The sequence below is a fragment of the Streptomyces sp. NPDC059743 genome (assembly GCF_042732975.1).
In the GTDB taxonomy this organism is placed as follows: Bacteria; Actinomycetota; Actinomycetes; order Streptomycetales; family Streptomycetaceae; genus Streptomyces.
Window position 1 is genome coordinate 130,368 of record NZ_JBHWGS010000010.1, and the last position, 21,846, is coordinate 152,213.

General features: G+C 68.8%; 22 protein-coding genes. 6 read left to right on the plus strand and 16 right to left on the minus strand.

What is annotated here, in order from left to right; genetic code table 11:
* Positions 1–143: 143 nt before the first annotated feature.
* The 6 genes from pyrE to ACFV6H_RS19250 all read right to left on the minus strand — a co-directional run bounded on the left by pyrE (position 144) and on the right by ACFV6H_RS19250 (position 5,678).
* A complete protein-coding gene (gene pyrE, locus ACFV6H_RS19225) occupies positions 144–683 on the minus strand; it encodes an orotate phosphoribosyltransferase (RefSeq protein WP_385543369.1) in 540 nt (179 codons plus the stop codon).
* 127 nt (positions 684–810) lie between these two features.
* The gene (locus ACFV6H_RS19230) at positions 811–1,605 is read right to left on the minus strand and encodes an aldose 1-epimerase (RefSeq protein WP_385543372.1); all 795 of its coding nucleotides are present in this window, start codon (positions 1,603–1,605) and stop codon (positions 811–813) included.
* Positions 1,606–1,614: 9 nt separating this feature from the next.
* Entirely contained in the window at positions 1,615–2,676 is a 1,062-nt protein-coding gene (locus ACFV6H_RS19235; RefSeq protein WP_385543374.1) for an SRPBCC domain-containing protein, read from the minus strand.
* Between the two features lie 157 nt (positions 2,677–2,833).
* Positions 2,834–4,432 carry a polyamine aminopropyltransferase gene (locus tag ACFV6H_RS19240; RefSeq protein ID WP_385543377.1) on the minus strand — a complete coding sequence of 533 codons (1,599 nt, stop codon included), beginning with the start codon at positions 4,430–4,432 and terminating at the stop codon, positions 2,834–2,836.
* A gap of 54 nt (positions 4,433–4,486) precedes the next feature.
* Positions 4,487–5,005 carry a DUF2617 family protein gene (locus ACFV6H_RS19245; protein WP_093599765.1) on the minus strand — a complete coding sequence of 173 codons (519 nt, stop codon included), beginning with the start codon at positions 5,003–5,005 and terminating at the stop codon, positions 4,487–4,489.
* A gap of 334 nt (positions 5,006–5,339) precedes the next feature.
* On the minus strand, positions 5,340–5,678 hold the full coding sequence (locus ACFV6H_RS19250) for a hypothetical protein (protein ID WP_384978565.1): 339 nt from the start codon (positions 5,676–5,678) through the stop codon (positions 5,340–5,342).
* Positions 5,679–5,877: 199 nt separating this feature from the next.
* On the opposite strand from ACFV6H_RS19250, the gene ACFV6H_RS19255 reads away from it, so the two are divergent.
* From ACFV6H_RS19255 to ACFV6H_RS19270, 4 genes are all read left to right on the plus strand, one after another.
* On the plus strand, positions 5,878–7,035 hold the full coding sequence (locus ACFV6H_RS19255; RefSeq protein ID WP_385543380.1) for a pyridoxal phosphate-dependent aminotransferase: 1,158 nt from the start codon (positions 5,878–5,880) through the stop codon (positions 7,033–7,035).
* A gap of 88 nt (positions 7,036–7,123) precedes the next feature.
* Positions 7,124–7,384, plus strand: coding sequence for a CopG family transcriptional regulator (locus ACFV6H_RS19260; RefSeq protein ID WP_385543383.1), 261 nt, complete (start codon positions 7,124–7,126; stop codon positions 7,382–7,384).
* The gene (locus tag ACFV6H_RS19265) at positions 7,381–7,824 is read left to right on the plus strand and encodes a PIN domain-containing protein (protein WP_385543386.1); all 444 of its coding nucleotides are present in this window, start codon (positions 7,381–7,383) and stop codon (positions 7,822–7,824) included. The genes ACFV6H_RS19260 and ACFV6H_RS19265 overlap by 4 nt, the downstream gene beginning before the upstream one ends.
* 75 nt (positions 7,825–7,899) lie before the next feature.
* Positions 7,900–8,055 carry a hypothetical protein gene (locus ACFV6H_RS19270; protein ID WP_385543389.1) on the plus strand — a complete coding sequence of 52 codons (156 nt, stop codon included), beginning with the start codon at positions 7,900–7,902 and terminating at the stop codon, positions 8,053–8,055.
* Positions 8,056–8,102: 47 nt separating this feature from the next.
* Here ACFV6H_RS19270 and ACFV6H_RS19275 read toward each other — a convergent pair whose 3' ends face one another.
* The 5 genes from ACFV6H_RS19275 to clpB form a co-directional block, all read right to left on the minus strand.
* A complete protein-coding gene (locus ACFV6H_RS19275; RefSeq protein WP_385543392.1) occupies positions 8,103–9,275 on the minus strand; it encodes a serine hydrolase domain-containing protein in 1,173 nt (390 codons plus the stop codon).
* Positions 9,276–9,453: 178 nt separating this feature from the next.
* A complete protein-coding gene (locus tag ACFV6H_RS19280; RefSeq protein WP_384783051.1) occupies positions 9,454–9,981 on the minus strand; it encodes a YbjN domain-containing protein in 528 nt (175 codons plus the stop codon).
* Positions 9,982–10,062: 81 nt separating this feature from the next.
* Entirely contained in the window at positions 10,063–10,653 is a 591-nt protein-coding gene (locus ACFV6H_RS19285; protein WP_385543396.1) for an RloB family protein, read from the minus strand.
* Positions 10,631–11,824 (minus strand): ATP/GTP-binding protein, encoded by a 1,194-nt coding sequence (locus tag ACFV6H_RS19290; RefSeq protein ID WP_385543399.1) that lies wholly within the window; start codon positions 11,822–11,824, stop codon positions 10,631–10,633. The genes ACFV6H_RS19285 and ACFV6H_RS19290 overlap by 23 nt, the downstream gene beginning before the upstream one ends.
* 239 nt (positions 11,825–12,063) lie before the next feature.
* Entirely contained in the window at positions 12,064–14,709 is a 2,646-nt protein-coding gene (gene clpB, locus ACFV6H_RS19295) for an ATP-dependent chaperone ClpB (RefSeq protein ID WP_385543402.1), read from the minus strand.
* Positions 14,710–15,037: 328 nt separating this feature from the next.
* Here clpB and ACFV6H_RS19300 point away from each other — a divergent pair, with 328 nt between their 5' ends.
* On the plus strand, positions 15,038–15,442 hold the full coding sequence (locus ACFV6H_RS19300) for a pyridoxamine 5'-phosphate oxidase family protein (protein ID WP_093601117.1): 405 nt from the start codon (positions 15,038–15,040) through the stop codon (positions 15,440–15,442).
* Between the two features lie 156 nt (positions 15,443–15,598).
* Here ACFV6H_RS19300 and ACFV6H_RS19305 read toward each other — a convergent pair whose 3' ends face one another.
* Positions 15,599–15,919, minus strand: coding sequence for a (2Fe-2S)-binding protein (locus ACFV6H_RS19305; protein WP_066951740.1), 321 nt, complete (start codon positions 15,917–15,919; stop codon positions 15,599–15,601).
* A 341-nt stretch (positions 15,920–16,260) separates the two neighbouring features.
* Here ACFV6H_RS19305 and ACFV6H_RS19310 point away from each other — a divergent pair, with 341 nt between their 5' ends.
* A complete protein-coding gene (locus ACFV6H_RS19310; protein ID WP_384978589.1) occupies positions 16,261–17,274 on the plus strand; it encodes a helix-turn-helix transcriptional regulator in 1,014 nt (337 codons plus the stop codon).
* Positions 17,275–17,476: 202 nt separating this feature from the next.
* Here ACFV6H_RS19310 and ACFV6H_RS19315 read toward each other — a convergent pair whose 3' ends face one another.
* The 4 genes from ACFV6H_RS19315 to dnaK form a co-directional block, all read right to left on the minus strand.
* Positions 17,477–17,947, minus strand: coding sequence for a heat shock protein transcriptional repressor HspR (locus ACFV6H_RS19315; protein WP_384783062.1), 471 nt, complete (start codon positions 17,945–17,947; stop codon positions 17,477–17,479).
* Between the two features lie 5 nt (positions 17,948–17,952).
* A complete protein-coding gene (gene dnaJ / locus ACFV6H_RS19320; protein WP_093601110.1) occupies positions 17,953–19,140 on the minus strand; it encodes a molecular chaperone DnaJ in 1,188 nt (395 codons plus the stop codon).
* 96 nt (positions 19,141–19,236) lie between these two features.
* On the minus strand, positions 19,237–19,899 hold the full coding sequence (gene grpE / locus ACFV6H_RS19325) for a nucleotide exchange factor GrpE (RefSeq protein ID WP_093601108.1): 663 nt from the start codon (positions 19,897–19,899) through the stop codon (positions 19,237–19,239).
* On the minus strand, positions 19,896–21,752 hold the full coding sequence (gene dnaK, locus ACFV6H_RS19330) for a molecular chaperone DnaK (protein WP_384783068.1): 1,857 nt from the start codon (positions 21,750–21,752) through the stop codon (positions 19,896–19,898). The genes grpE and dnaK overlap by 4 nt, the downstream gene beginning before the upstream one ends.
* Between the last annotated feature and the right edge of the window lie 94 nt (positions 21,753–21,846).

The window sequence follows — 21,846 nt, forward strand, 5'->3', positions numbered from 1 at the left end:
ACGCGCCGCCTTTGTTTTTTTTTTAAAACGACCTTGTTATCCCCCCCCGCCCAAACCCCCCGGGGGGGGGGGGGTTACCCATAAAACCCCCCCCCCCCCGCGCCAAATGCCCAGCTCAGGGCCGGACTCAGACCAAGCCCAGCTCAGGCCAGACCCAGCTCGTCCGTCCCATAGACAGCGATATACGGAAGTCCCGCCTCGGCAATGGCAGGAGCCGCACCTCGCTCCACGATGACCGCGACCGCGACGACCTCGCCGCCGGCCTCCCGTACCGCCTCGACGGCCGTCAGCGGAGAGCCGCCCGTGGTCGAGGTGTCCTCGACCACCAGACAGCGGCGGCCCTTCACCTCCGTGCCCTCGATCCGGCGCTGAAGGCCGTGCGCCTTCTGCGCCTTACGGACGACAAACGCGTCCAGCCGCTTTCCGCGCGCGGCCGAGGCATGCAGCATCGCCGTGGCCACCGGATCGGCGCCCAGCGTCAGCCCGCCCACACAGTCGAAGTCCAGCTCGGCGGTGGTGTCGAGCATGACCTGACCGACCAGCGGCGCGGCATGACCGTCCAGGGTGATCCGGCGGAGGTCGATGTACCAGTCGGCCTCACGACCCGAGGAGAGGACCACCTTGCCGTGGACCACGGCCTTGTCCTTGATCAGTTGCAGCAGCTCAGCCCGTGCGTCAGTCATGGCCCCGAGCTTATGCGGTCACCCCGGCCGGGCCGTCAGAGCCGCCGCCCGTTCACAGCCGCTGCCCGTCAGAGCCACCGCCAGCCCAGCCACCCGCCACAGCCACCGCCCGTCAGACCACCGTCCGTCAGAGCCGCCGCCAGTTCCAGTTCGCCGTGATCTCCAGCGGCTCGACGGGAGTGACCAGCCGCGGCATGGTGTTGAGCCCGTTCGGCGGGCCCGACTGCGGCTCCACACAGACCGCCTCGGCCTGCTCGTCGTAGACCACGACCCACTCGGCCCGGCTCGTGACCTTCAGCTCCAGCTCGTCCGGCCAGGTGAGCGTCACATCCACACCGTCGGGCATCCCGAAGCAGTCGTCCCAGGGACCCGGGCGCGGTGTCACCCGGCGGCCGGTGGGCAGATGGTCGCTGCCGCGCTCCTCCTGCCAGTCGGGCGCGAAGTCGATACGTACGTCGCTGCCGCCCAGATTGCGCAGGAACCACGGGTGCCAGCCGGCCTGGGCGGGGAAGGACGTGTCGTACGTCTCCACGCCCAGCGCCAGCGACAGCCCGTCCTCGGTCAGCTCGAAGGTCTGGGTGACCCGGCCGCTGTACGGCCACGGATCGACCAGGTCATAGGTGAACGCCGCCTCGCTCCCGCCCACCCGGGCCGTACGCCAAGCCGTGTTCCGGCCGGTGCCATGGATCGCGTGGGGCGGGGAGTTGAGGGGCATCTGATGGACCACACCACCGTTGCGGAACTGCCCGTTCTCGATCCGCCCGCACCACGGCACCATCGGGAAGCAGCCGTACCGCTCGCCCTGACGCAGCAGTTCGGTCCCGCCGATCCGCAGGCTGCCGATCCGGCAGCCGTTCTCCGGAGTGATGGTCAACTCGGCGTCGCCCGCCGCCAGTCGGATGCTCTCTTCGCTGCTACTCACACCCCGACACTACTTGCGGCGGCGCAGTGCGCGCCCGACCACCACGGCGGACGCGAGCGCGAGTGCGGCGGCCGGCGCGACCCACCGGAGCGTGGCTCCCGCACTGCCGGACTCGGGCGCGGGCACGGGCGCGTACCGGCCGCGCGGCGGCGCGTGGTCGACCTCCTCGGCGCTGCGGCCGATCATGGTGCGCCGGGCGTGCGCGGCCTCGGCGGGCGGCTCGTCGGGAACGAGGAAGTTCCCTTCACCGGAGAAGGTCTCGCCGTCGAGGGACGACGGCGGTGCGTCCACCTCGAAGACGGATGCGTCCAGCTCGTCGTCGTCCTCATCATCGGTGCGGTCGTCGTCAAGGTCATCGGCATCAAGGTCATCGGCATCGAGGCCGTCGGCGTCCGGCCCACCGTCGCCAAGCGCGTCGTCCGCCAGTTCGCCGCCCACCAGCTCGTCGTCGTCCAGATCGTCTTCGAGCTCTTCGGCGACGCTGTCCTTCTGATCGATGACGTCGTTGACATCGTCCGGCTCCCGGTCGTCCCGGTCGTCCCGGTCGGCATCAGCGGCCTTCGCGGCCTCAGAGGTGTCTGCGTCAGAGGTGTCTTCCGTCTCCGTCACCTCCGGCGTCTGCGGTGCCTCCGCCGCCTCCAGCGGGATCGACAGCTCGCCCAGCCGCGCCGCCAGACGGTCCAGCAGCCGGTGCGCCGCCGCCGTCACCGTCTCTCCGGGCAGCTCCGCGAGCCGGCCCTCCGCGCGCGATCCGCCCGTGAAGGTGAGCGTCGTACCGCCCGGCGCCTCGGCCAGCCGGAGCGCGAGCGTCAGCTTGGCGGAGCCCGTGCCACGGGCCTCCGTGCCCTCGCCCTCAGCGGTGAAGACGCCGTCCCGTTCGGCGAGCGTCAGCGCGCCGCGATAGGTGATCGTATGGCCGCCGATCCGGACCTTGAGACGCCCGGAGAGCGGCCCCGCCGACTCATCGGCGTCCTGTTGGAGCCCTGGGACACAGCGGGCCACCCGTGAGGGATCCCGCAGCGTCTGCCGGAGAGCCTCTGTCACCACCGGAACGAACACCTCATGCTCCATGGAAACCGAGCCTACTCAGCCCCGGCGCCGGAAGCGGCCTTCTTGCCGAGCGGATTCACCGGCGCCCCACCCGACTCACCGCCCGCTCCCCCACACGTCACACCACCCGCCCCACCGCCGACCTCGCCACTCGCCTCACCCCGCCCCCGTCCCCGCTTCACTCCGTGTACCTCGGATGCACCAGCGTCGACGGCGGCAGATCCGGTATCCGCGTACGCTCCACTCCCCGCGCGCCGGCCGCCAGCAGCGGCATTCCCAGGGACCGCAGCCGAGGCGCGTCGGCCGCGAGGCCGAGCTGCGGCCGGCTTCCCAGCTCGGCCAGCTCGAATCCCCAGTCGGACAGGGCAGGCGTGCCGTCCTTCACCCGGTCGGGTCCCGCCGTGAAACCGGTGGGCGGGCCCGTCGCGCTGTACGGAGTGGTACCGAAGCCGGCCGCGCGCAGCGTGGCGTCGACCGTCCAGTACGTACGCGGCTGGGACGTGGGCGAGCCCGCGTGCACCGCCAGTCGGCCGCGGTCGGTGAGCACCCGGGTGGCCAGACCGTAGAACTCCTCCGAGTACAGCTTCGTACTGGCCGTGATGCCCGGGTTCGGCAGATCCGAGATCACCACGTCATACGTACGCTCCGGCGCCGCCCGCAGCCAGGTGAACGCGTCCGCGTAGACGGCCCGCAGCCGTGGATCGTCGTACGCGTGCCCGTTCAGCGCGGCCAGCGCCGGGTCCGTACGGGCCAGCCGGACGACTCCCGGGTCCAGCTCGACCACCGTGACCGCGCGGACGCTCCCGTACCGCAGGACCTCACGCGCGGCCAGTCCGTCGCCTCCGCCCAGGATCAGCACATGCGCATGGGGCCCGCGCATCGCGGGGTGCACCAGCGCCTCGTGATAGCGGAACTCGTCGCGCCCGCTGACCCGCAGCCGCCCGTCCAGATAGAGATCCAGTGGTCCGTCCCGGCCGCCCGTGAGCACGACCTCCTGGACATCCGTATGGACGGCGACCCGCACCCGGTCGCCGTACACCGCGCGCCGCGCCGCCCGCTCGAAGTCGTCGACCAGCACGGCCGCGGTGGCCAGCACGGACAGGACCAGGACATTGACGATCACCAGCAGCCAGCGCGAACGCGGCGTCAGATCCCGCCGGAAGAGCCACAGGACCAGCGCGCCGCCCGCCACCGCGTTGACCGCGCCCGTCAGCAGCGCGCCCGTGAGCTGGCCGAGCCAGGGCAGCAGCAGAAACGGGAAGGCGAGCCCGCCGACCAGCGCGCCCACATAGTCGGCGGCGAACAGATCGGCGACCGTCCCTTCCGCGTCCTGCCGGGAGAACCGCTGTATGAGCGTCATCAGCAGCGGGATCTCGGCGCCGATGAGGATGCCGATGGCCAGCGAGAAGCCCACCAGGGCATACCGCGACTCGCCCATCCAGACGAAACTCCCGTACAGCACCAGCGCCGAGCAGCCGCCCAGCAGCGCGAGCGCCGCCTCCAGCAGCCCGAAGCCGACCGCCGCCCGGCAGCGCAGCCGCTTGGCGAGCAGCGAGCCCACGCCCATCGCGAAGACCATCACCGACAGGACGACGGACGCCTGGGTGACGGAGTCCCCGATCAAATACGAGGCGAGTGCGACCAGCTCCAGCTCGTACACCAGCCCGCACGCGGCACAGATGAAGACCACGGCGAGGATCAGGAAACGCCCGGCATCCGCGCGCACGGGCAGCCGTTTCTCACCCTGGGACGGCGAGGACGCGGCTTGCTCGATCATGCCCGTAACGCTACGTCACGAATTCATTGCGGTTTGTCACCCACACGGGTGTAACTACAGCACCGCAGGCATACGCACGCCAACTCGTGTCCGCGTCACCACGAGCTGTCCTTCCTGGGGGTACGCATGCCAGGTACGCCAGTGGACCTGGCCCTCGTCGCGCTGCGCCAGCATCGCGGTGAAGGCGTACGGAGCACCGGGAAAGATGCCCGCCAGCCCGTTCGGATGGTCGGCGACCAGTGCGAGCAGTTCCTGCGCGCGCCCCGCGAACGAGCCGTGCGAGAGCGTCTCGACGCGCGCGGCGAATTCGTACTCCCAGTCCCCGAGCCGTTTGGAGACACCGAGCGGCAGTGGTGTGCTGCTCCCTGGGATACAGGCGACGGTCTCGGAGCAAGTGCCGTGCTCCTCCTCAAGTAACACCTGGTGGGAGGCGCCGAGCAGGCGGAGCTGGAGTCCGGCGCCGTCGAGTTCGAGGTCGAGGACGGCCAGGGCGGGGAGTGGATCCCGGCCCAACGCCCAGGCCAGATCGGCGGCACGGGAGTCGGTGTAGGCCGTATTGAGATTGGTGAGCATGGGCAGGCTCCGCTAACACGCTTGACGGGTGGACCGGGACGACCCGGACGATGAGCGGGAACTTGTGGGGGAGATCGCCGGCTCGGCTCCGCGTGAGGTCCGAGGGCTGGAAGCTCTCAACAGCGAGGGAATCACGAAGTACGCGACGCTCACAGCGTTTTTACCCAACTTGGCGGGGTTTTCCATCCGCTCGGGGGCCCTACAGTTCAACTGTTCAACCAAAGCGTCGAAGACCGGTGGCGAAGGGCCCTCGAACGGTCAACATGGAGATGCCCGGCGGGAGTTCGTTCCCCGCCGGGCATCGCCGTCGGCACCGCGGACCGGCTGCCCCGTGTCAGCCGCCTCCGCCGCCGCATCCCCCGCCGCCACCGCACGACGAGCCTCCTCCGCAGGAGGAGGAACCGCCGCCGCACGAAGCGGACGTACCGCCACCGCAACCCGCTCCGGATCCGGCCGCGCCGCCGCCTCCGGCCCACCAACTGCCCTTGGAGCGGCGCTTGGCGCCCTTCTTCTTCATCGAGATACCGGCAGTGGCACGGCTGCTGCCGGCCGTGGCACGCGCCGCGCCACGGCGCCGCCTGCGCGCCGCGCCCCCGTTGCCCACGCTCGCCACGAGCCCGACGAACGCGATCGTCGCCATGACCACGACGACCGCAATCCCCAAACCAGTCATCGATCCCACCCGTCCTTCTGTTCCCCCGTAGCGAAGCCCGCCGCGCTCCCTCGCACGACGTCATCGCTTCATTGCTTCGTTGACTGCGTTGCTTCGTTGCTTCGTTCATGAACCTCGTGCGTGACTGGGGTGTCCCCTCGGCGTCCGCGGCCCAAAGCTGACTTGAGCAACTCCAGAGGTTCGGCACAGGATGGCCGCCATGACCAAAGAATGGCTCGGCGGCACGACGATCTTCGCGGAGATGTCGGCGCTGGCGGTACGGACCGGAGCGATCAACCTCGGCCAGGGCTTCCCCGACACCGACGGCCCGGAGGAGATCAGGGAGGCCGCGGTCCGCGCCCTGCGCGACGGGCGCGGCAACCAGTACCCGCCGGGCCCGGGCGTACCCGAGCTGCGTACGGCCGTCGCCGCGCACCAGCGGCGTTTCTACGGCCTGACGTACGACCCGGACACCGAGGTCCTCGTCACGGCGGGCGCCACCGAGGCGATCGCTGCCGCGCTGCTCGCACTGGTCGAGCCGGGTGACGAGGTGATCGCGCTGGAGCCCTACTACGACTCGTACGCGGCCTGTATCGGCATGGCGGGCGGCACACGCGTCCCGGTCACCCTGCGCCCGCACGACGGCGCGTACCACCTGGACCTCGACGAACTGCGCGCCGCCGTCACCGGCCGCACCCGGCTGATCCTGCTCAACACCCCGCACAACCCGACCGGCACGGTCCTCGGCCGCGAAGAACTGGCGGCCATCGCCGAACTCGCCGTCGAACGCGATCTGCTCGTCGTCACCGACGAGGTCTACGAACATCTCGTCTTCGAGGGCGAGCACGTACCGATCGCAAGCTTCCCGGGCATGCGCGAACGCACCCTGACGATCAGCTCCGCCGGCAAGACGTTCTCCTTCACCGGCTGGAAGGTGGGCTGGGTGACGGGACCGCCCAAGCTGGTGACAGCCGTCCGTTCCGCCAAGCAGTTCCTGACCTATGTGGCCTCGGGACCGTTCCAGTACGCGATCGCGGAAGCCCTACGCCTCCCCGACAGCTACTTCGAGAAAATCCGCACCGATCTCCGGGCCAAGCGCGACGTACTCTCCGCGGGCCTCACCGCGGCCGGCTTCGAGGTCTACCGCCCGTCCGGCACCTACTTCGTCACCACCGACATCCGCCCCCTGGGCGAAACCGACGGCTTCACCTTCTGCCGCGCCCTCCCCGAACGCTGCGGCGTCGTCGCAATCCCGAACGCCGTCTTCTACGACCACCACGACGAGGGCGCACCCTTCGTACGCTTCGCCTTCTGCAAACGGAAGGGTGTCCTGGCGGAGGCCGCCGACCAGTTGCGGGAGTCGTTCGCGCGCCACTGACAGCCATCCCTTCCCCGTCGTCGGCCTCCGCAGGGGGACGACGATGCGGTACATGCACCGCTTCCAGCACATGGACTAAGCTTGGTACATGTCCATGAAGCGCACGAACGTCTACGCCGACCCCGAAGACCTCGCCATCATCAAGGAAGCGGCAGCTCGTCGCGGCATCAGTGAGGCCGAGATCATCCGCCAAGGCATCCACCTCGCAGCCATGGCGAACCGCGTCTGGGACGAGCCGCTGTTCTCGCGCACCTTTGAAGGCTCCGGCCGCACACCGAGCAAGGAGGACCTGCGCAACGCCGTGGCCGACTCCGTCCGGCGTGAGAGCGGGTCCGGGACCACCGCGTGATCATCGTCGTCGCCGACACTTCTGGCCTCTTGGCCGCACTCGACTCGGCACACCCGGAACACCAGGGAGCCAATGAAGCGCTTCTGGCCGCCGGCCTTCTCGTGATGTCGCCGCTGCTCCTCTCCGAGATCGACCACGTCGCCACCCGTGAGCTGGGACGAGAGGCGGCCGTGAGCGCCATCGACGACATCCGGCGCTGGATGCGGGTGAGCCGGATCGTCGTACCGGAGATCACCGAGTCCCACCTGGCGAGTGCACAGTCAGTGCGAGTCAGGTACGGCGCGCTCGACCTCGATCTTGCCGACGCCGTGAACGTCGCACTGGCCGCGGACTACGACACCGATGCTGTCCTCACCCTCGACCGCCGCGACTTCCGCGCCGTGCGCCCGTTGGGCCGACACAAGTGCTTCCGTCTCTTGCCCGACGACCTGCCCCTATGACCGATGAGTGCATGAACGAGGAGTGGCCTGGGTGACGGGACCGCCGGAGCTGGTGACAGCCGTCCGCTGCTGCTGGTGCGCGAACTCGTCGCGTACGCCTGCTCGTTCACCGGGGACGGCGACAGCGTCCGCCTCGTCCTCCGGCACCGGGCGGAAACACTGCGCGTCACGGTGTGCGACACGCACCCCGCCACGCTCACCCAACGGGCTGTGGCCCGGGGCGACCCGTAGCTGAAGCGTCGTATGCGACCCGAGCGTGTGCCAACTCCGTCCGGCAGCTACGCCAGCGACCTGCTCACCGCCTCCACCAGTGACGACGCGCGTACATCGTCGGGGCCCTCGATGATGTGGTTCATCACGTAGCCGAAGGCGATGCCGTGCTCGGGGTCGGCGAAGGCGAGTGAGCCGCCTCGGCCGGCGTGGCCGAAGGAGGTTGGCCCGGTCATGGGGTTGGTTCCGGTGGGCAGCATGTATCCGGAGCTGAAGCGGCTCGGTATCAGCATCACCTGGTCCGTCCCGCCGGCCTGTTCCTTGGTCGCCGACGCGAGGGTTTCCGGGGTGAGCAGGCGTACACCGTCCACCTCGCCGATCAGTGCGGCGTACATGCGTGCCAGTCCGCGGGCGGTGCCTATGCCGTTGGAGGCCGGGAGTTCCGCGGCCTGGACCTCGGGTGAGTTGAAGTCGATCTCGGCCGGGTCGGTGACCGCGAAGGCTCTGTTGCTGAGCGAGTTCGGGTCAAGCATGGCGGCGACCAGTTCGCGGAGTTCCTCGGGGATCGACTCCGCAGGCGCGGTGGTAAAGTCGGCGTCCGGCTGCTGGTACACCATCCGGCTGAGCCGGTCGCGTTCACTCGTCGGCAGCCCGATGAAGAAGTCCAGCCCCAGCGGGGCGGCGATCTCGTCGGCGAAGAAGCGGCCCGGCGTGCGGCCGGACACCCGGCGGATCACCTCACCGACCAGCCAGCCGAAGGTCCGGCCGTGATACCCGTGCGCGGTGCCCGGAGTCCACTGTGGAGGCTGAGCGGCCAGCGCGGCCACCATCGGCTGCCAGGCCAGTGCCTCGGCCAGCGGCACCGGTTGGTCCAGCGCAACCAGGCCGGCCTGGTGGGAAAGCAGCCAGCGCACCGGGATGTCCGCCTTGCCGTTCGCGGCGAACTCCGGCCAGTACGTGGCCACCGGCGCGTCCAGGTCCAGCGCGCCGCGCTGAGCCAGCAGATGCGCCGCGGTCGCGGTCGCGCCCTTGGTCGCCGAGTAGACCAGTTGCAGCGTCTCCCGCGTCCACGGACGACCGGTGTCCGGGTCGGCTGTCCCACCCCACAGGTCCACCACCGGCCGGCCGTCCCGGTACACGCACACCGCCGCGCCGATGTCCCCGTGCCGGGCGAAATTCACCGCGAACGCCTCACGCACCGGCTCGAACCCGGCCGCGGCCTCACCGTCGATCGTCGTCATGCCGCCCATCCTGGCACTCCGGCCGCCAGCTCCGAGAGGGCGGACTCGCCCTCGGTGTACACGGAAGTACCGATCGGCAAAGCACAGAGCCCGGCCGGGGTCGTGACCACGATGGTCACGGCCCGGACCGGGCTCTGTCGTACGGCTACCGGGCGGCGGGCGCCGCAGACGGCCGAAGTCAGGCGTCCTCGGGCTTCTCGTCGCCCGGCTCAAGGCCGAGCTGCTCCACGAGCCACTTGTCGAACTCGATCGAGGCCCGCACCCAGCTCACCGTCGACGACACGAAGTGCTCCAGGCTGACACCCATGCCGATCAGCATCTGGGCCTCGCCGATGAGCCGGACGGTGGGCGGGCCGTCGCCCTCCTCGTGGATGTGCGTGTAGACCTTGGGCCACAGCGTGCGACGGTTCCAGTCGTCGATCGCGTCCAGGACCTTGGACTTGTCCGCGATGGGGTGCGGCCGGTCGTAGAACGTCCGCACCGAGAAGACCTGCTGGTCCTCCTCACCGCGGAACATGAAGTACGTACGGAATTCCTCCCACGGCGCCGCGAGGTCACCCTCGTCGTCGACGACGTACTTCAGCTCCATCTGTTCGAGGAGCTGCTTGACCAGATCCTGGTCAGGGACGACGGGGCCCGCCGGTCCTGCACCCTGCGGTTGGGGCTGGCCCCCGAAATTCGGAATCGAGGACGGGTCGATGCTCACCGTGTATTTCCCTTCGTACGGTTCCTGCCATCCTCCCCCATCCCCCGAGGGCCCTGGCAACCCCGGCCACCCTTCAGCGGGTCACGGGTTCGCCATCCGGTCCGTGAGCTGCCAGACGCCCGTCGAGGGATTCAGCGTGTGCTCCGCGCCGGACGGGTCGAGTTTCCGGGCCAGCTCCCTTGCCTGCGGTACCCCGTCCCGGTATCGGGAGAAGTCCACCCGGGTCTTGTCGTAGCCGGGCACATGCTTCTCCAGGAGCGGAAGCAGCTTCTTGGGTGTGTCAATGTGCGCGCGGTGGTCCGAGAAGTGCAGCAGGAGCCACAGCTCGAAGCACGGGTTGGAGACAGCGACTCTGATGTTGTGCCGACGAGCGGCGAGGGCGGCCCGGTCGACATCCGGGTACTCATCGACGTCGAAGACGCACCACACCTCGTCGTAGCCGCCCTTGTTCAGGTCCCGCTGGCCGCGTGCGTACGTCACGAGCTGTGTCGGGGAGCATGGCTTGCCGCGTACGACTACGGAGACGGCGGGGTTACGAAGATCGTCGCGCAGCCCTTGTAAATACTGCCGCTCGGTCTCCTTGCTGCCGCAGACGATCAGCATCGTGCGCGCGGAACGCCGGACCGGGCCGCGCCGGCGGCCCGATCCCTCACGCGGAAACGACCTCGCCACGAGCCCCCCAGTACTTCTTGAGCATGTCCTCGAACGCCGTCTCCGGCAGCAGCGGCACGGCTCCGTAGCTGCCTGCCAGATAGCGGCGCTCGAAGTTCTCGCCCTTGCGCGGCTTGAAATCGGTGAGCGGATACAGCGTCGAGGCGCCGGTTCCGGCGTCCTTCTCCACGAACCAGACCTGGTCACGGCGGAGCACTTGGTCCCCGAGCATCGTGCCGAGGAGGGAGGCGTCGTGGGTGGTGAAGACCAGTTGGGCCCCGAGCGGGTTCAGCTCCGGACTCTGGAAGAGCGTGAGCAGCTTGGCGGTGAGCATCGGGTGGAGGCTGACATCGATCTCGTCGACGCACACAGGCGTTCCGTCCAGGATTGCCATGACCGCCATGGTGACCAGGCTCAGCCAGGTCTTGGTTCCGGCCGACTCGGCGTCGACCGGCAGAACGAACTCATCGTCGCCGACCCGGTGAATGAACTCCAGCGACTGCAATGCCGCATCCTTGAAATCCTCCGGCATCTCTTCCCACAGCGATTCACCCAACTGCTTTACCTGATGCGCCTCGAATTTTCTATTTTTCTCCACTTTGCGCCGAATGCCATGTACTCCTACATCCGCCGCCGCCAGAACCTCTGCCCCAAGTGGCAGTCCCAGCCTCGCGAATGCCTCGTACGTCAGAGTGGCCACCGCGCCGAGTTCTGCGACCGCCTGCCGCGAGCCGTCACCGATGACGAGCCAGTCGCCCGCAGCGTCCCACACCCGCGCAAGCTGCCCATGCGAGACTTGGGCTCCGGCCGAGAGGTAGAGGCTGTTCGGCCGCATGATGCGCTCGGCGGCCACCCGCTCACCGGTCAGCGTCGCACCATAGGTCATGGCCATTCGGTCACGCTCAAAGAGAACGCGCCTGCGGCCCTTCGGATAGGCGTACAGCCACTCCTCGGCGACTTCCCTGTCCGTGACGCTGAAGCCGTACACGTATCGCACGCCCTCCAGCAGGAGGTCCACCGCATACGACGACGGCTCATGACGGCTCTCGCGGTCAAGGAGGAAGGACCGCCGCCGCACCGGAGCGTCCGGCAGCCACCGGGCCTGCGACTCGCGCACTGCCGCCCTGAAGAACCGGAACGCGTCCACCACCGTCGACTTCCCCGAAGCGTTCGCCCCGAAGATCGCCGCCACGGGCACCGCCGGCCGGTCGTCGTCCCCGTACGTCGGTACGAAGTTCAGCTCCTGGGGTTCGCGAAGAGAGCCGTGATTGGCCACACGAAAGCTCAGCAGCACGGGCTACCCACCCCCTTAATAGCCTTGTGAACAAGTGAATCGCAAAATGCCCGGACAAGGTGATGGTAGTTCCCCATTACGAACCCGAACAGGCCCGCCACCCGGGCGGGTGACGGGCCTGGAGGCAGCCGGATCGGCTACAGCGTCTTCCGACCCGGCTCAGCAGGCCCCGCCGGTTCCGCCGGTTCCTCGGGCTCGGGCGTTGCCTTGCCCACGATCAGGCCGTCCGTGAAGCGGTCCACGCGGACCGTGTCGCCGTCGGTGATCTCGCCTGCGAGGATCTCCTTGGCGAGGCGGTCGCCGATGGCTGTCTGGACCAGGCGGCGCAGTGGGCGGGCGCCGTAGGCCGGGTCGTTGCCCTTGTCGGCCAGCCATTCCAGGGCCGCCGGAGTGACGTCCAGGGTGAGGCGGCGCTCGGCGAGGCGGCGGGCCAGGCGGTCGATCTGGAGCTTGGCGATATGCGCCAGATCGTCCTTCGTCAGGGCGGAGAAGACCACCAGATCGTCCAGACGGTTCAGGAACTCCGGCTTGAAGGAGGCCCTCACCACCTCCAGGACCTGCTGCTTCTTCGTCTCCTCGGTCGTGGTCGGCTCCACGAGATACTGACTGCCGAGGTTCGACGTCAGGACCAGGATGGTGTTGCGGAAGTCCACCGTCCGTCCCTGGCCGTCCGTGAGCCTGCCGTCGTCCAGCACTTGGAGCAGGATGTCGAAGACCTCCGGGTGCGCCTTCTCCACCTCGTCCAGCAGGATGACGGAGTACGGGCGCCTGCGCACGGCCTCCGTGAGCTGGCCGCCCTCCTCGTAGCCGACATAGCCGGGAGGCGCGCCGACCAGCCGCGCCACCGAGTGCTTCTCTCCGTACTCGCTCATGTCGATACGGACCATGGCCCGCTCGTCGTCGAAGAGGAAGTCCGCGAGGGCCTTGGCCAGCTCGGTCTTGCCGACGCCGGTGGGACCGAGGAAGAGGAAGGATCCGGTGGGCCGGTCGGGATCGGCGATCCCGGCGCGCGTACGGCGTACCGCGTCGGAGACCGCGCGTACCGCCTCCAGCTGGCCGATCAGCCGCGCACCCAGCTCCTCTTCCATACGGAGCAGCTTCTGTGTCTCGCCCTCCAGCAGCCGCCCGGCCGGGATCCCGGTCCAGGAGCCGACCACATCGGCGATGTCGTCCGGGCCGACCTCCTCCTTGACCATCGTGTCCTTGGCGGCCTCCTGCTCGGCCGCGGCGGCCTCCTTCAGCTCCCGCTCCAGGCCCGGGATCTCCCCGTACAGCAGCTTGGACGCGGTGTCGAAGTCACCGTCGCGCTGCGCGCGCTCGGCCTGGCCGCGCAGATCGTCGAGACGTTCCTTCAGCTCACCGACGCGGTTGAGGCCCTGCTTCTCCTTCTCCCAGCGGGCGTTCAGACCGCGCAGCTCCTCCTCGCGGTCGGCGAGATCGCGGCGCAGCTTCTCCAGCCGCTGCTTGGAGGCCGGGTCGGACTCGTTCTTCAGCGCCAGTTCCTCCATCCGGAGGCGGTCGACGGCGCGCTGGAGCTCATCGATCTCCAGCGGCGAGGAGTCGATCTCCATCCGGAGCCGGGACGCGGCCTCGTCCACCAGGTCGATGGCCTTGTCCGGGAGGAAGCGCGAGGTGATGTAACGGTCGGAGAGCGAAGCGGCGGCGACCAGGGCCGCGTCCGCGATCTGCACCTTGTGGTGCGCCTCGTACCGGCCCTTGAGCCCACGCAGGATCGCGATCGTGTCCTCGACGGTGGGCTCGGCGACCAGCACCTGCTGGAAGCGCCGCTCCAGCGCCGCGTCCTTCTCGATCCGCTCGCGGTACTCGTCCAGCGTGGTCGCGCCGACCATACGCAGCTCACCGCGCGCCAGCATCGGCTTGAGCATATTGCCGGCGTCCATGGCGGAGTCGCCGCCGGCGCCCGCGCCCACGACGGTGTGCAGTTCGTCGATGAAGGTGATGATCTGTCCGTCGCTCGCCTTGATCTCGGAGAGGACGGTCTTGAGGCGCTCCTCGAACTCACCGCGGTACTTGGCACCGGCCACCATCGCGCCGAGGTCCAGCGAAACCAGCCGCTTGTTCTTGAGCGATTCCGGCACGTCGCCCTTGACGATCCGCTGCGCGAGTCCCTCGACCACGGCGGTCTTGCCGACGCCGGGCTCGCCGATCAGCACCGGGTTGTTCTTCGTACGGCGTGACAGCACCTGCACCACACGCCGGATCTCCTGGTCCCGGCCGATGACCGGGTCGAGCCTGCCCGCGCGGGCCGCGGCGGTGAAATCGGTACCGAACTTCTCCAGGGCCTTGTACTGGCCCTCCGGGTCGGGTGTGGTCACCCGGCGCCCTCCCCTTGCCTTCTCGAACGCGTCCAGCAGCTTCTTCGCGTCGGCGCCCCGCCGGTCCAGCACCTCCCCGGCCTGACCGCCCTTGGCCGCGATGCCGATGAGCAGATGCTCGGTGGAGAGATATTCGTCCCCCAGCTCCTTCGCCCGCTGGGCCGCGTCCGCGATGACGGCGAGCATCTCGCGGTTGGGCTGCGGAGGCGCGACGGTGGAACCGGTCACGCTGGGCAGCGCGGCGAGCACCCGCTCGGCACCGGAGCGTACCGCCACCTGGTCCACTCCGACGGCGGCCAGCAGATCGGTGACGTTCTCGTTGTCCCGGCCTTCGAGCAGCGACAGCAGCAGATGTGCGGGGGTCAGATCGGGATGGCCGGCCGCCACGGCGCGGTTGGTGGCGGCGTTGATCGCGTCCCGGCTCTTGTTGGTCAGCTCGGCGTCCACGTGCCCACTCTCCTCCTTGCATGTCCTTGCACAGGTCGTAAGTTCTCCGGCTTTGACTGAAGCAACATGCGCAAAGTTGAGTCTATTTCACTCAAGCCTGAACCGGGAGCCCGGTCCGTACCCGGTCCCGACAGGTTTCGCCCACCTCGCGCCCTAGGGCCTCTCGTTTGGATCTCGCTGGGCTCGCGTGCCCTGGCACCGCGCCTCGCCGCGTTGTCGTCACTCAACGACGCTCCGCGTCGCCTCCCTCCTCCGCCTTGCGATCCACGGCACCAGACCCCGCTCCCTGATCCAGCCAGACCCAAACGAAAGACCCTAGGCTTCCGGTATGTCCATCGACGTACGCGATCCCAGCCCCGATTTTCTCGCGTTCTGGCGCGAGCACCATGTGTGCACCCTGACCACACTCCGCCCGGACGGCACTCCGCATGTGGTGCCGGTGGGCGTGACGTACGACCCGGAGGCCGGGCTCGCACGGATCATCACCAACAAACACAGCACCAAGGTCGCCAACATCCTGGCGGCCGGTCCTGAGGGCGCGCGGGTGGCGGTGTGCCAGGTCAAGCCCGGCCGCTGGGCGACGCTGGAGGGCCGCGCCACGGTCCGTACGGAGGCGGAGCTGGTGGCGGACGCGGTGAGCCGCTACGCGGAGCGGTACGGACGTACCCCCACGCCCAATCCGGACCGCATCGTCATCGAGATCGCCCTGGACCGGGCGCTCGGCCGCGTGTGAAAGCGCGTGAGCCGCGAGTGAGCCGCGCGTGAGAGCGCGTCGGCCCAAGCCGTGACCGAACGCGGACAGCACAACGGCGCCATCGTGTTTCAGGTCCACGATGGCGCCGTTGTGTGGGGGAAGCGCCGGAGCGATTTACAACGACGGGGGAATCGCTCAGGCGCTGCGGGGGGTGGCGATGGTGGTCTTGGGTTCGACCAGTTGGTGGTCCCGTTGGTCGAGGTTCACGAAGATCATGTCGTAACGGATGGCACACCGGACCGGCTGCGGAGCCCCCCGCGGCCTCCGAAGGCAGCGGTAGGCACGGACGTCCTCGTCCTCCTCGCGTACGACGACGATCGGCTCGCCGAACAGAGTGACCATCAGCGAGTCGCCACGGTGAGGAATGGCCGTGACGAGATCGATGAAGTGCCACCCCGACCGGTAGGCCGAGGCCATCTCGCGCCGGAAGACCCGGTCGTCCGGCGGGACGGTCACGCGCTCGAGTCGGCCGATGCGGGGACCCGGCCGATTTGCGCCGGCGCCGCGTCCGAGCCGGTGCCCTTCGGAGCGATGTCCCAGCTGATGTCACCCGACTTCAGAACCTGGACACTCTGGACAGTGGTTCCGGCAGGCGTGGAGTCCCAGCTGATGTCCCCCCCGACAGCCAGCGCGCCATAGGCCAGAGCCGCAGAGAAAGCAGTGGCAACCACCGCGCGAAGCATTCTCTTGTACATAGTCGGCTTCGTCCTCACTTGATGGATTCCTCTCCCCCGCCATGTAGACGATGTCTCACCCGGGCACGTCAACACCACCGGGACGAGGCATCATGTTCCTGTATGTTCAGGACCCTGGGGGGTGGAGATTTGCCCGCGAACGACTCAAAAACGACACATCCCCATGCCGTCACCGATATGTGTGATGACGGCAGGCGGCTTTACGCCAGTGCGCTGCGCTCCGGACGCATAGCCCGGAGCGAGGCCGCGGGGACTCCATGCCTCATGGAGTTCGCTCTTCTGCACCCCGATCCGGACGACGCCGACTGGCTTCGCCCTGTTCCGCCGTCCGCGGCGCTCGCCAAGCGCCTCCATCCGATCGAGCGGGAGATCCAGGAACGCCGGCACTTCGCTGTCGAACTGACCGACTCTTTCGAGCCGTTCATGACGATCAGCGCACAGGACCCGCCGACCACCCACGCGATCACGGTTCTGGAGGGCCTGAGCCGTATCAACGCGGCGCTCGACCTCTCCACCGCAGAGTGTCGTACAGAAGTACTGACAGTGCAGCCCGGTGGTGGCCGCAGCGAACACGCGCTGGCCGAAGCCCTGGAGCGGGGCCGCGATGTGGTCGACCGCGGCATCAGTCTGCGCACGCTGTACCAGCACACCGTCCGGCACAGCCAGGGCACGCTCGCATACGCGGAGCGGCTGGCCGAGGGCAAGGTCGAGATCCGGACGTTGGAAGAGCTGATCGAGCGTCTGATCATCTTCGACCGCACCGTCGCGTACATACCCGCGCGCTCCGACCGTCAGATCGCGCTGGAGCTGCGCCATCCCGGGCTTGTCGACTATCTGGCGCAGGTCTTCGAACAGCTCTGGCGGCGCGCCACGCCTCTGACGGAGCAGGTCTCCTACGAGCCCACGCCCGACGGCATCACGGGCATCCAGCGGTCCATAGCGAAGCTGCTGGTCGAGGGATATGTGGACGAGGCCATCGCGCGCCGGCTGGGGATGAACGTACGGACCTGCCGCGCGCACATCGCCAAGCTCGCGACGACTCTCGGCAGCGGCAGCCGCGCACAACTCGGCTATCTGGTCGCGCAGTCGGGAATCCTGAACGAGGAGGAGAACTGAGGAGGGCGAAGAGCCCGCCCGGCGCACGGCGCTGAGACGCGCTGTGCGCCCCGCACGCGGGCGCACAGCGGGGAAGCGGAAAAGGGCCCCCACCCGATGGGTGAGGGCCCTTCACAAGGCTCCACACAGCTCCACACGGCTCCTGAGCGCCGCCGCACGCGCACAACCGGCGCACGCCCCGCGCATCTGGCCCGCCGGTCGCTCAGTCCGTCGGCCGCTTCGGGCGCCAGACCACCAGCGCGCTCGCCTGCTGCACATCCTGATACGGCACCAGATCCCGCCGGTACGACGCGTGCACCTGTGCCTCGCGCTGCCGCATCGCCGCCGCCGCGCCGTCCACCGCCGCCGAGAGCTCGGCGACCTGGGCCCGGAGCGCCGCGACCTCGTGCTCCAGTTCGATGATCCGCTTGATGCCGGCCAGATTGATCCCCTCGTCCTGCGACAACTGCTGCACCTGACGGAGCAGTTCGATGTCACGGGCCGAGTAGCGGCGCCCACGGCCCGCGGTGCGGTCCGGGCAGACAAGACCGAGACGGTCGTACTGCCGGAGCGTCTGCGGATGCAGCCCGGAGAGCTGGGCCGCCACCGAGATGACATACACCGGCGTCTCCTCGGTGAGCTGATACGGATTGCGCCGCCGGCCGTCCCTGTCCGCCCTGTCCGCACCGTTCACCGGACTCACGCTCCCTTCGCCGCCTGGAACAGCTCCGCCCGCGGATCCTCGTCCGCGGTCGCCTTGCGGTAGGCCTCCAGCGCGTCACGTGCCTGCGCGCCGAGATCCCTGGGCACCACGACCTCGACCGTGACCAGCAGGTCGCCGCGGGTGCCGTCCTTGCGTACGGCGCCCTTGCCACGAGCGCGCATCGTCCGGCCGTTGGGCGTGCCGGCGGGCAGCTTCAGGGTGACAGGCGGACCGCCCAGCGTCGGCACCTTCACCTCGCCGCCGAGCGCCGCCTCCGTGAAGGTGACGGGCACGGTGACCGTGAGATTGTCGTCCCTGCGGCCGAAGACCGGGTGGGCGTCCACATGCACGACCACATAGAGATCGCCCGCGGGACCGCCGCGCTCGCCGGGAGCGCCCTTGCCGCGCAGCCGGATCCGCTGGCTGTCGCTGACGCCCGCCGGGATCCGGACCTGCATCGTCCGCGAGGACCTGGCGCGCCCGCTGCCCTTGCAGACCTCGCAGGGATCCTGGGCGATCAGCCCACGGCCCTTGCAATCCACACACGGATCGGTCAGCGAGAATCCGCCGCCGCTGCCGCGCGAGACCTGTCCGGTGCCCACACAGGTCGGGCAGACCCGCGGCGTGCCGTTCTTGTCGCCCGTGCCCGAACAGGCCTTGCAGGGCGCCTGGCTGGACATCCGCAGCGGGACCGTGGCCCCGTCGACCGCCTCGGTGAAGCTGAGCGTCACCTCGGACTCGATGTCCTGGCCGCGGCGCGGCTGCGTACGCGTGCCCGTACCACCGCGGTTGAAGAGGCCGCCGAAGACATCGCCGAGCCCGCCGCCGAAGCCGCCGGCGCCCGGGCCCGTCTGCGTACCGCCCTGGCCGCCGCCGAAGAGATCGCCCAGGTCGAAGTTGAACGAGCCGTTGCCGCCCGCGCCGGGTCCCGGCCGGAATCCGCCGTTGCCGAAGAGGGCGCGCGCCTCGTCGTACTCCTTGCGCCGCTTGGGATCGCCCAGGACGTCATTCGCCTCGGAGACCTGCTTGAAGCGCTCCTCGGCCTTGGCGTCGCCCTTGTTGGCGTCCGGGTGGAACTCGCGCGCGAGCTTGCGGTACGCCTTCTTGATCTCCGCCTCGGTGGCGTCCTTGGGTACCCCGAGAACCTTGTAGTAGTCCTTCTCCACGAAGTCCTTCGTGCTCATTCCCGACGTCCCTCCTCTCCGCCACCCACACCGCTACCGCCACTGCTGTCCGGCGGTACGGCACCGCCCGGCGCCGCACCGCCGTCCGACGCCGCGTCAGCCCTCGTCCGGGCCACCGCTCTCCTTGTCGTTCGCCGACTCCGCCTGCTCGTCCGCGGACTTGGGCTGGGCCCCGGGCTGGGGCTCGGCCACCGCGACCCGGGCGGGCCGGATCGTCCGCTCGCCGAACCGGTACCCAGGCTGGAGGATCGCGACGCACGTCGTCTCCGTGACATCCGGCGCGTACGAGTGCATCAGGGCCTCGTGGACCGTCGGGTCGAAGGGCTCGCCCTCCGTACCGAACTGCTGGAGGCCCAGCTTCGCGACGACCGTCTCCAGCGACTCGGCCACCGACTTGAAGCCGCCGACCAGCTCCTCGTGGTCCCGCGCCCGGCCGATGTCGTCGAGCACGGGCAGCAGCTCGGTCAGCAGACTCGCCACCGCGATCTCCTTGACCGTGACGCGGTCGCGCTCCACCCGCCTGCGGTAGTTCTGATACTCCGCCTGAAGGCGCTGGAGATCCATCGTGCGCTCGTTGAGCGCCATCCGGACCTGGTCGAGCTGTGCCTTCAGGGCTACTTCCTGTACGTCCCCGGCCGAGGCCGCCGGGCCCGGATCCTTGAGGGAGTCCGGCTCGGCGGCGCCCGGCGTGGCGTCGTCGTGGTTGGCGCCGGAGGGGACGTCGGGCTTCTCGTCGAAGCCCGGGGTCTCCTCGGTCACGCCGCACCGTCCTTCTTGGGCTTCTCGTCGTCCACGATCTCGGCGTCGACGACATCGTCGTCGGCCTGGGCCTGTCCGGCGCCCGCGGCGCCGTCGGCACCGCCCGCGGCGGCACTGGCCTGGGCGTCCGCGTACATCGCCTGGCCGAGCTTCTGGGAGACGGCCGCGAGCTTCTCCGTGGAGGTACGGATCTCCGCGGTGTCCTCGCCCTTGAGCTTCTCCTTCAGCTCGCCGATGGAGACCTCGACCTCGGTCTTGACGTCGCCGGGGACCTTGTCCTCGTTGTCCTTGAGGAACTTCTCCGTCTGGTAGACGAGCTGCTCGGCCTGGTTGCGCGTCTCGGCGGCCTCGCGGCGGCGGTGGTCCTCGTCCGCGTACTGCTCGGCCTCTTCGCGCATCCGGTTGACCTCGTCCTTCGGCAGCGAGGAGCCGCCGGTGACGGTCATCTTCTGCTCCTTGCCGGTGCCGAGGTCCTTCGCGGCCACATGCATGATGCCGTTGGCGTCGATGTCGAAGGCGACCTCGATCTGCGGCACACCGCGCGGGGCCGGCGGCAGACCGGTCAGCTCGAACATCCCGAGCTTCTTGTTGTACGCCGCGATCTCGCGCTCGCCCTGGTAGACCTGGATCTGCACCGACGGCTGGTTGTCCTCGGCCGTGGTGAAGATCTCCGAGCGCTTCGTCGGAATCGTCGTGTTCCGCTCGATGAGCTTGGTCATGATGCCGCCCTTGGTCTCGATACCGAGGGACAGCGGAGTCACGTCGAGGAGCAGGACGTCCTTGACCTCGCCCTTGAGGACACCGGCCTGGAGCGCGGCGCCGATGGCGACGACCTCGTCCGGGTTGACGCCCTTGTTGGCGTCCCGGCCGCCGGTCAGCTCCTTGACCAGCTCCGCGACGGCGGGCATCCGGGTCGAGCCGCCGACCAGCACCACATGGTCGATCTCGGAGAGCTGGATCCCGGCGTCCTTGATGACGTTGTGGAACGGGGTCTTGCAGCGGTCCAGCAGGTCCGAGGTGAGCTGCTGGAACTGGGACCGGCTGATCTTCTCGTCCAGGTGCAGCGGGCCCTCGGCCGACGCCGTGATGTACGGAAGGTTGATCGTCGTCTCGGAGGACGACGACAGCTCGATCTTCGCCTTCTCCGCGGCCTCGCGGAGACGCTGGAGAGCCATCTTGTCCTTGGACAGGTCCACGCCATGTCCATTGGCGAACTGCTTCACCAGGAAGTCTACGACGCGCTGGTCCCAGTCGTCACCACCGAGGTGGTTGTCACCGTTGGTGGCCTTCACCTCGACCACGCCGTCGCCGATCTCCAGCAGCGAGACGTCGAACGTGCCGCCACCGAGGTCGAAGACGAGGATCGTCTGGTCGTCCTTGTCGAGCCCGTAGGCCAGGGCGGCGGCCGTCGGCTCGTTGACGATACGGAGCACATTGAGGCCCGCGATCTCGCCGGCCTCCTTGGTGGCCTGGCGCTCCGAGTCGTTGAAGTACGCGGGGACGGTGATCACCGCGTCGGTGACCTTCTCGCCCAGATACGACTCGGCGTCCCGCTTCAGCTTCTGCAGCACGAAGGCCGAGATCTGCTGCGGGTTGAAGTCCTTGCCGTCCAGATTGATCTTCCAGTCGGTGCCCATGTGGCGCTTGACCGACCGGATGGTCCTGTCGACGTTCGTAACCGCCTGGCGCTTCGCGACCTCGCCGACGAGCACCTCGCCGTTCTTGGCGAAGGCGACGACGGACGGCGTGGTCCTGGCGCCCTCGGCGTTGGTGATGACGGTGGGCTCGCCGCCTTCCAGAACGCTGACGACGGAATTTGTCGTGCCCAGGTCGATGCCGACCGCACGTGCCATTTCGATTCCTCCAACTGACTTGAGTGGAACAGGCTCAAGGATGCATCACAGATCCCGGAGAGTCAAAGGACCTGAGTCGAGGCGACTCAACTAA